This is a genomic window from Microcoleus sp. M2_D5, assembly GCF_036701935.1.
Classification (GTDB): domain Bacteria; phylum Cyanobacteriota; class Cyanobacteriia; order Cyanobacteriales; family Microcoleaceae; genus Microcoleus.
The window spans coordinates 26,278-35,928 of sequence record NZ_JAUBRP010000065.1; the positions used below are offsets into that span (position 1 = coordinate 26,278).

The following is a 9,651-nucleotide window of genomic DNA, read 5'->3' on the forward strand; positions in this document are numbered from 1 at the left end:
TTAACCGCTGAGTTAAGATCGAAACGAAATTTAGGGAATTTTCTTTTAGCATTCAATGAAATCGACTGATAAAACTAAGAATACCTTTGCGATAACAACGCCTCTGTATTATGTAAACGATTTACCTCACGTTGGCAGCGCTTATACGACTATGGCTGCGGATGCCCTAGCCCGATTTGAGCGGCTGCGGGGCAAATCTGTTTTGCTGGTTACGGGGACGGACGAACACGGGCAGAAAATTCAGCGGACAGCCGAGAGTTTGGGACGATCGCCCCAAGCTCACTGCGATTCAGTGGTTCCGGCGTTTGAGGCGCTGTGGGAGCAACTCTCTATCCAGTACGATCGCTTCATCCGCACAACTTCGCGGCGCCACGAGTACATTGTCAAAGAATTTTTCCAGCGCGTCTGGAACTCCGGCGACATCTACTTGAACCAGCAACAAGGCTGGTACTGCGTCTCCTGTGAAGAATTCAAGGATGAACGGGAATTGTTGCCGGGAAATCGGTGCTCCATCCACACCAGCAAAGAAGTTGAGTGGCGCGACGAAGAAAACTACTTTTTCCGCCTGTCGCGGTATCAAGACCAACTGCTGACCTTGTACGCAGAACGTCCCGACTTCATCGCGCCGGAAAGTCGGCGCAACGAACTGCTCAGCTTTGTCAACTCTGGACTGCAAGACTTTTCGATTTCGAGAGTGAATCTGGCATGGGGTCTGCCGGTGCCGGTTGACCCCAGTCACAGCATCTACGTCTGGTTTGACGCTTTGCTGGGATACGTCACCGCCTTGCTAGATCCGGACAGCGATCCGACGTTGGAGAATGCTTTATCTAAATGGTGGCCGGTTGACTTGCACTTGATCGGCAAAGATATTCTTCGCTTCCACGCAGTTTACTGGCCGGCAATGCTGATGTCAGCGGGTCTGTCCCTGCCGGGCCGCGTTTTCGCTCACGGGTTTTTGACCAAAGACGGCAAAAAAATGGGAAAAACGGAGGGCAATACTTTAAACCCAGTCGAATTGGTCAACAAATACGGCGCTGACGCAGTGCGTTACTATTTCCTTAAAGAAATTGAGTTCGGAGAGGACGGCGATTTTAACGAAACTCGGTTTATCAATATATTGAATGCTGAGCTAGCAAATGATTTGGGAAATTTGCTTAATCGTACCCTAAATATGGCTCGCAAATATTGCGGTGGCTGCGTGCCAAATGTGTTGGGAGAAAACATTGACGGCGACAACCTTCTCAAGGGTATGAGCCTGAATTTGGGCGATCGAGTAGCGGGTTTTTACGAAGAGTTAGCTTTTAGCAAGGCTTGCGAAGCCGTGCTTGCATTAGTTAGAGCCGGGAACAAGTTTATTGACGTGCAAGCACCTTGGAGTTTGTACAAGCAGGGACAGATAGAAAGTGTTGAACAAGTGCTATATTCTGTTCTGGAATCTGTTAGACTAGCATCTTACCTTTTATCGCCGATTATTCCCAATATCAGCAACGCTATCTATCAGCAGCTAGGTTTTTCAATTGACTTTAACGATCGAGTGACAGTTAACAGTTTAGCGAATTTTGCAGCTCATGCTGCCTGGGGCGCAATGCCTGCAAACCAAACTCTGGGGGAACCCCAACCTGTTTTTAAGCGGCTCGAACTGCTGTAAACAGTACCTTCACAGTTGGCAGCCAGCGCTCTGGGTGTGATGGCAGACTACGAATTAGCAGTTATTTCCTTACCAATCTTTCATAAAAATTGAGGCATAACAATCATGTTGAATAGAATAGAAAGCAACGACCTTTTTACGCCGGAACAGGTTCTCGAAAACCGGGGTCGAGTGGCAATTTTTATTGACGGTTCTAACCTTTTTTACGCGGCTTTGCAGTTAGGGATTGAGATAGATTACACTAAGCTGCTGTGCCGTTTAACAGCGGGTTCGCGGCTGCTGCGCTCTTTTTTCTACACTGGTGTCGATCGCACTAACGAGAAACAGCAGGGGTTTTTGCTGTGGATGCGCCGCAACGGCTACCGGGTGATTTCTAAGGATTTGGTACAGTTGCCGGACGGTTCTAAGAAGGCGAATTTAGATGTAGAAATCGCTGTGGATATGATGGCTTTAGTGGGGTCTTACGATACGGCGGTTCTGGTCAGCGGTGACGGCGATTTGGCTTATGCTGTAGACGCTGTGAGCTATCGCGGCGTGCGGGTTGAGGTGGTGAGTTTGCGATCGATGACGAGCGACAGTTTGATTAATGTAGCCGATCGCTATATCGATTTGGAAATGATTAAGGACGACATCCAAAAAACATCGCGCCCTAATTATGCTTACCGCCCTTTGTCGGGTCTGAGCTTGATGGAGGAACACGACGACAGATAGGGATTTGGTAATGGGTAATGGGTAATGGGTAATGGGTGATTGTTAATGGGTTGAATCATTGAAAATTAGAAGTTAAAAATTCAGACAAAGCATGACACATTTTTAATTTTTGATTGAGTGTTTTTCAATACCTAATTATCTCTTACCAATTTCGCATTTCCCATTCCCAATTACCAATTGCCAATGATTAACCTCAAATCCCAAATTCCCAATCTCAAATCCCCAAAATTGGTGCTGCTATTTTTAGCAGCACTGATTTTGGGGATGGGTGCTTGTGCGGTTCCGCAAGAGACTCAAAAGAACAAATTAGCTGAGGATCTCAAAACTGCTCAACAGTCAAACAGCACTTTAACTTTGAACAAAGTAACTCTAGAACAAGCAAACGAAAAGGGCGAGACGTTCTGGAAAGTAAACTCGCAAAATGCCGTTTACAGTAAAGACAAAAAAATAGTTAACGTTCAGAAACCTGTGGGCAAATTGTTTCAAGACGGCAAAGAAATTTACGACATTCAGGGAGAAACGGGCCAGGTATTTCAGGAAGGAAATCAAGTTTTTCTCAAAGGTAATATAGTCGCTAAAGACCTGAAAAATGGAGTTGTATTGCGCGGAAATGAATTGGAGTGGCGGCCGAAGGAAGATGTTTTAGTTGTCCGCAACAATTTGACGGGAGAGAACAAACAGGTGACGGCTTCAGCGAAGGAAGCGCGAGTTTTCAGTAGGGCTAAGAGGATGGAGTTATTCGGTTCGGTGGTGGCGAATGTTAAAGATCCGCTTTTGCAATTGCGAACCGAGCACTTAGTGTGGTTTGTGGAGCAACAAAAGGTAAACAGCGACAAACCGACTCAAATTGATAGATACAAAGATAAAATAGTAACAGACAGCGGTTTTGCCGACCAAGTAGATGTAGACTTAAAAACCAAGATTGCGACGCTGACAAAAAACGCTCAGTTGATGCCATCAGACCCGCCGCTGCAAATAGAAAGCAGTTTGATGAGTTGGAATTTTCCGGCGCAATCTGTGATATCGCCCGGGCCTGTGAAGGTTTTTCACCGCGTGGAAAAGGTGACGATGACTGGGGATACGGGGCGGGGAGATTTAGATAAAAAAGTTTTTTATTTGACGGGCAATGTGGTAGGAATTGGGGAAAAACGTCAAGCTCAATTAAATACCGATCGCGTAACGTGGTATTTAACTAACCAGACTTTTGATGCAGAAGGAAATGTGGTATACCGACAGCTAAATCCGGTGTTTAATTTGACTGGGCCGAGGGCGGCGGGAGAGTTGAAAAATCAAACTGTGATTGTTAAAGGCGACGGTGGTGGCGGCCAAGTGGTTACGGAATTTGTACCGGATGAGTATCAGGGAACTTTGGGAGAGTAGATGGGATTGCAACCGCAGATGTTGGCAGATGGACGCATGAACGCTGTATGAATGCTGTTTAACGCCACACTCGCCTCAAATTCAGCACAAATCCGGGCAGTACGTCTTGGCCAGACAACTCGGCTGGATCGATCGATATTTCTACTTCTGCTTGTTGTCGGTAAATCTCTACCCGCCGATTTTGCGGGTCAATCAACCAGCCCAATCTCGCCCCGTTGTCGATATATTCCCGCATTTTAGTTTCCAGGGTGGAGAGACTGTCGGAGGCCGATTCCCTACGGGATAGCTTGGCTTCACGCAATTCTACTACAAAGTCGGGGCACAGCGGAACAAAGCCTTTGCGTTCTTGTGCAGTTAGTGCTTCCCAGCGAGTTCGACTCACCCAGGAAGCGTCGGGAGAACGGCGAGCACCGTTAGGAAGGATGAATCCGGTAGAAGAGTCAAAGCCTTCTCCTAAATCTTCGTTTGCTTCACACCAGTTGCCTACTTGCGTACTGATACTGAGGTTGCGGCTGCCTGATTCGCCTCCGGTGGGTGGATTCACTATTAATTCTCCTTCTGCGGTTCTTTCTAATCTCAAGTCGGGATTTGCCAATGCTAGGATATCGAATTGTTCGCCTGTGACAAAAAGGGCGATCGCATTTGGCAATTCTATAGAGATAGTTTCTGGTTGAGTAAATGTTTGTACCATATTCAATTGTTCGCTTTTTTAGGTAGAAATCGGTCACAAAAAACCTAAAACTAATAGACATAAATTCTGTAGGGGCGGGTTCACGAACCATCTCTGACAAACATCAATCAATATAATAAACCCGCCCCAACCCAACCAAAAATACCAAGGTACCGCCCACCCAAATTACAAATGTACCGTGAATTTGTTGGCTAAAATATGGATGTAAATTCTGGCGGGGGAGGGCGGGTTTATCAGATTGTTTGATTTGTTTCAAAGATGGTTGGTGAACCCGCCCCTACAGGTTTTTGACATCGTGCGGGGGAAGGCGGGTTTATCAGATTGTTTGATTTGTTTCAAAGATGGTTGGTGAACCCGCCCCTACAGGTTTTTGACAATTTTGCAATATATCAGATGCTTTTTACAACTGTCCGAAACCTTTTTTAGGCTTATCTTTTTTCTTTTTCTTCTTCTGCTGGGCACCCATATAGCCGCGGGAACCGGGCTGCATTCCTCCGGGGCCGCCCATTCCTGGCATTCCGGGCATTCCGGGCAATCCTCCCATTCCTGTAAAGTTGCCTTGACTCATTTGCTGCATCATTGTACGCATTTTCTGGAAGTCGCTGACGAGCTTTGTTACGTCGTTTTCTGCGTAGCCTGCGCCTTTGCCGATGCGGCGGCGGCGGGATGGAGAACTTGCTAAAAGTTCGGGATTGCGGCGTTCTTCAACTGTCATGGAATTAATCATGGCTTCGGTGCGTTTTAGCTGCACTTCTCCCTGCCGCATTTGTTCGTCTGAGAGTTTGTTCATCCCCGGAATCATTTTCATGATGCCGCCGAGGGAACCCATATTTTTTAACAGTCTGGTTTGCTTGAGAAAGTCGGTAAAGTCAAACTTTGCCGTGAGCATTTTCTCTTGCATTTTTTCGGCGTCGGCGATGTCGAATTCTTCTTGCGCTTTTTCTACTAGCGTCAAGACATCGCCCATGCCGAGTATTCTCGATGCCATGCGATCGGGATAAAATGGTTGCAAGGCTTCCACTTTTTCGCCGACACCGACAAATTTAATCGGCGCGCCGGATATTTGCCGCACGGATAAGGCTGCACCGCCGCGGCTGTCGCCGTCTAATTTGGTTAAGATTGCGCCGGTAATGCCGATTTGTTCGTGAAAGGTGCGGGTTAAATTTGCTGCTTCTTGGCCGGTCATGGCATCAACAACTAACAGTGTTTCGTGGGGTTGTACTGTTTGTTTGATGCGGCCCAATTCTGCCATCATGTCTTGGTCGATTTGCAGGCGACCTGCTGTATCGACGATGATGGTATCGATGCCGATTTGTTTGCCGTGTTCGATGCCTTGGCGGGCAATTTCTACGGGGTCAATGTCTTTGCCTAATTCAAATACTGGTACGTCTATTTGTTTACCGAGGGTCAGCAATTGGTCGATCGCGGCTGGTCGATAAATATCGGTTGCGACTAGCAGTGCGGTACGATTTTGTTTGCGGAGGTGCAGCGCTAGTTTGGCGGTAGCGGTGGTTTTCCCGGTTCCTTGCAAACCGGCCATGAGCACGACTGTGGGCCCGGATTCGGCGGTGGCGAGGGGTACGTTGGTTTCCCCCATGACGCGCACGAGTTCGTCGTGGACGATTTTGATGAATTGTTGGTCGGGACGGACGCCTGTAACGACTTGTGCGCCTTGTGCTTTTGCCGCTACCTCTGAGATGAAGTTTTTGACGACTTGGAGGTTGACATCGGCTTCCAGGAGGGCGCGGCGGACTTCTTTGAGGGCGTCTTGGATGTTGGACTCGGAGATTTTATTTTGTCCGCGCAGTTTTTTCCAGGTGGATTCGAGTCGATCGGCAAGGGCTTCAAACATAGGGCATTGTTGGCTAGTCAGTATTTTAAATTTTAAGGCTAAATGCGGGTGTTTGGATTAATGTTTTGCTGAAATAGTTCGCGATCGCACGCGCTATGGGTTTGGATGTTTTCAAGTTATATCGTGTCCGGTTAAATAGATATAGTTGCTGTAGGGGCGGGTTCACCAGTATTTCTAATTCACATCCAGGGTATTTATAAACCCGCCCCGACCCTATGCGTGGGTGGGGGCGGGTTTATTTTACCTATTTGTTTGTTTCAAATATTGTTGGTGAACCCGCCCCTACAGAATTAATTGCAATACGATCGCCGTTTCGATTGTAAGGTCAACTGTCAACTGTTTATTTGATGTTGGTTTTTATGTATTCTGCGATCGCCGGTTGGAGTTGGAAGAGGGTGCGATCGCCCTTTTGGACTTTTTCGATTAATAACCTCCGTCTCAAGGATTCGACGGCTTTGAGGAATTCTGAAGGGGACAATTCCAAAAGGGCTGGTTTTTTGGAGATTTCAACTGCTTTGTTTTGATTTGCCAACCAGGACATTACTTGTTTTTCGCTGTCTGACAATCGCTGAAAATGTTGGTGAAATAAATATTCTAAGTCTCCTAAAACTAGGCTGTCATAGGATAAAAATTCAGAAGTTTTGCCGCTAAATAAGTCTTGAATTGCAGCAGATACTATATTCAACCACAATGGGTTGCCTCGGTAAATATCTATCAATTCTGACCATTTTTCAGATTCTGCTAAACCTTTTTCTGTGAAGATTTCTCGCGCTGGTTCGCCTAAACCATTGAGTTGCAATGTTTGACAATTTTTTGGGTTGCTTTCTAAGGCTGCAATTTCTATGGGTTTTTCCCAACTAATCAAAATTAGGCAACTGTTGTGGCATGATTCTGCTATTTGTTTGAAGAATGCGCCGTAGTTTTCATAGCCAGGTTGGTAGTTTCCTGCTAGTTGTTTGCTGCTGAAGATTGTTTGCACGTCATCGAGGATGATGAGACAGCGGTACGATCGTAAGTATTCAATAATTGATGGTAATTCGGTTTGTTGCTGCTGCGATAGGAATTTAATTAAGTCGGTTTGGAGTGCTTGCAAATTTGGAGAGTTGCGGAGGCTTCGCCAGATAATACAGTCGAATTCATATTGAATGTGTTGGATTAGTTGGAGGGCGATCGCACTTTTGCCACTTCCGCTTAATCCTAAGATGCTGATGAGACGGGTGCGGTTTTCCAAAATCCATTGTTTGAGGGTGGAAAGTTCGGATGTGCGATCGAAAAATGTCGAGATTTCTGGTGCGTCGTCTAAGTCGATGTGGGGCTGTTTTGCGGTTGGTTCGGGGTTGTGGGGTGTTTTGGGCGATCGCACTTTTTCATGACAAATATTTAAGCCATTAACTGTAACAGTTTCGCCAATAATAGCGGATGAAATATTATTGTTATAAATTCTTGCCTTTTCTAATACAGTCCTAAAATTGTTTTTAGTAATATTTTTTTTCAAGCCTTTAGAAAGTATTTTCCAAAGTTGCGATCCTACATTTCTGACATGACTTGGACTTGAGTAAACTTCTTGAGCAATTTGCGTGTAAGTTGTGTCTTGTAAAGTTCCCCGCAGGATAGCTTCTTGCACGTAATCTAAATGCTTTCCCGTCTTAGCAAAAATTAGCTCATCTGCCAGTGTCAAAACTTCGGCAATATCCATAGATTAGGGAGAAGCTGGAGTTGTACGCCATTAATTATACCTGACATTTCGTACACTTGTGACATTTTTGATTTTGTCATCTATCTAAAGTCAGGACTTTTCCTACACAGCTCATCCTTTATATTAATTGATTAAGGTATTAGCAGGATATTTATATGAAGCGAGTGCGGTGGCTCAGCGGTTTGTTCTCGGCTGGGGTGTTGTCTTTTACTTTAGCGACAGTTGGCGCACAAGTGGCCCAGGCCCAGCGACCAATCCATATATTCGACCTAAGCTGTGTCGGCAGATGGCCTAGTTATCAGGCTAGTCGCATCAGGAGTAGAGATGTTTCCATAGGTAGAGAACTATACACAAGTATTTTAGACACGCTACCTACCGGTTTCACTTGTAAACTTCCAGGCGGTCGCCTCTCTCTTCGATTGGAGTATGGAGTTAGTGATAAGGATAACATTCCACCCCCCAAAATAGACGTTTACGTAGATGGAAATCAAGTAGCTTCCCAGGTAGGAAAGGAGGGAAGGGTTAATACGATGCAGGTAGATGTTAGTAATGGTAAAAGTCTAGCTATTGATATCACTTGTTCCAGAGCAACAAATTGTGATGAAAGTATTACACCATACTACTTTTTCTCATTCCATATTATACCAGGCGCAAGCTCTCCAGGGAGTAGATAAATTATGAGTATCAGCCGCCGTCAATTCAATCGTATTGTCATCTGGGGTGGCGCTTCTTTTGCTGCTTCCGCAACATCCGGCATCTTTTTCCCCAAACCTGCTGAAGCTTATTCCCTAGAATTTCCGATTAGTGCCTTATCAGCCGATCGCGTTTTTAACGGTATTCAAAAATATTGTGGAGCACAGCCCATCCCCGGCGTTCTCTCACCAATCTTGCAAGGCAATACTAATGTTAGCAGTAAAATAGAACCAGCGGCCGCCAACGCTATTCGCACCGCAGACAAAGAATTTGTCAACCGCAATTTTACTAGCAAAAGAACCGAATTAGCGGTAACTGGCAGCGGTTCTAATTTTGCATCAGATACCAGTCGGCTGTGGGGGCGGCAAAGACAGGAGAAAGTCGGCCCGAATGTGGGTTTTGGCTTCGTACAAAAGTGGGAAGATCAATATAGCGATTCCAAAATTTCCGGGCCGACAATGTGCGCTATTCATAATGCTCAAAGAGTCTTAGCCGATCAAAGATTAACACCTCCAGAAATCGCGGCTTCTGTATTGCCAACTCGATCGCGAATAGATGATACAACAGCTTGGGGAGGAGATGCCGATGCGTCTGCTGGGAGGAATCCCGGTGCTGTTTTTGCTCAATACAATACAGCGGCGGGTACGGTGACATCTCGCTACGATTTAGTTGAACCGGGGCCTAGAGGTTTTGGGCGTGTTGAGTATATTATTGAAGCCGAAGATCAGCCTCGGCGGGTGATTTTGGTGACGGTGAGGTTTTAGGGAGAAATCAGCATTACGAAAATCCTGTAGGGGCGGGTTCGCCAACATTTCTAATTCACCTCCAAGGTATTTATAAACCCGCCCCCACTCACGAATAGGGCCGGGGCGGGTTTATTTGGCCTGTTTGTTTCTGTCAAATATTGTTGGTGAACCCGCCCCTTGTATCTTAAAAGAGACAAGCTATCAAACCGCAAAATGCAGGCTATCGAACCGCAG

General features: G+C 46.1%; 7 protein-coding genes. 4 read left to right on the forward strand and 3 right to left on the reverse strand.

The window, feature by feature from the left end; translation table 11 throughout:
• The first annotated feature begins 55 nt into the window (after positions 1-55).
• The 3 genes from metG (at position 56) to lptC (ending at position 3,739) form a co-directional block, all read left to right on the forward strand.
• The gene (metG, locus tag QUA50_RS22695; RefSeq protein ID WP_333267298.1) at positions 56-1,648 is read left to right on the forward strand and encodes a methionine--tRNA ligase; all 1,593 of its coding nucleotides are present in this window, start codon (positions 56-58) and stop codon (positions 1,646-1,648) included.
• A 105-nt stretch (positions 1,649-1,753) separates the two neighbouring features.
• Positions 1,754-2,359 (forward strand): LabA-like NYN domain-containing protein, encoded by a 606-nt coding sequence (locus QUA50_RS22700; RefSeq protein ID WP_006631885.1) that lies wholly within the window; start codon positions 1,754-1,756, stop codon positions 2,357-2,359.
• A gap of 183 nt (positions 2,360-2,542) precedes the next feature.
• The gene (gene lptC / locus QUA50_RS22705; RefSeq protein WP_333267300.1) at positions 2,543-3,739 is read left to right on the forward strand and encodes an LPS export ABC transporter periplasmic protein LptC; all 1,197 of its coding nucleotides are present in this window, start codon (positions 2,543-2,545) and stop codon (positions 3,737-3,739) included.
• A gap of 58 nt (positions 3,740-3,797) precedes the next feature.
• Here the strand turns inward: lptC and QUA50_RS22710 are convergent, their stop codons facing one another.
• The 3 genes from QUA50_RS22710 to QUA50_RS22720 all read right to left on the reverse strand — a co-directional run bounded on the left by QUA50_RS22710 (position 3,798) and on the right by QUA50_RS22720 (position 7,978).
• A complete protein-coding gene (locus QUA50_RS22710) occupies positions 3,798-4,430 on the reverse strand; it encodes a Uma2 family endonuclease (RefSeq protein WP_333267302.1) in 633 nt (210 codons plus the stop codon).
• A gap of 400 nt (positions 4,431-4,830) precedes the next feature.
• The gene (gene ffh / locus QUA50_RS22715) at positions 4,831-6,282 is read right to left on the reverse strand and encodes a signal recognition particle protein (protein ID WP_333267304.1); all 1,452 of its coding nucleotides are present in this window, start codon (positions 6,280-6,282) and stop codon (positions 4,831-4,833) included.
• Between the two features lie 340 nt (positions 6,283-6,622).
• On the reverse strand, positions 6,623-7,978 hold the full coding sequence (locus QUA50_RS22720; protein ID WP_333267305.1) for an NB-ARC domain-containing protein: 1,356 nt from the start codon (positions 7,976-7,978) through the stop codon (positions 6,623-6,625).
• 677 nt (positions 7,979-8,655) lie between these two features.
• Here QUA50_RS22720 and QUA50_RS22725 point away from each other — a divergent pair.
• A complete protein-coding gene (locus tag QUA50_RS22725; protein WP_333267307.1) occupies positions 8,656-9,435 on the forward strand; it encodes a Tat pathway signal protein in 780 nt (259 codons plus the stop codon).
• Positions 9,436-9,651 lie beyond the last annotated feature (216 nt).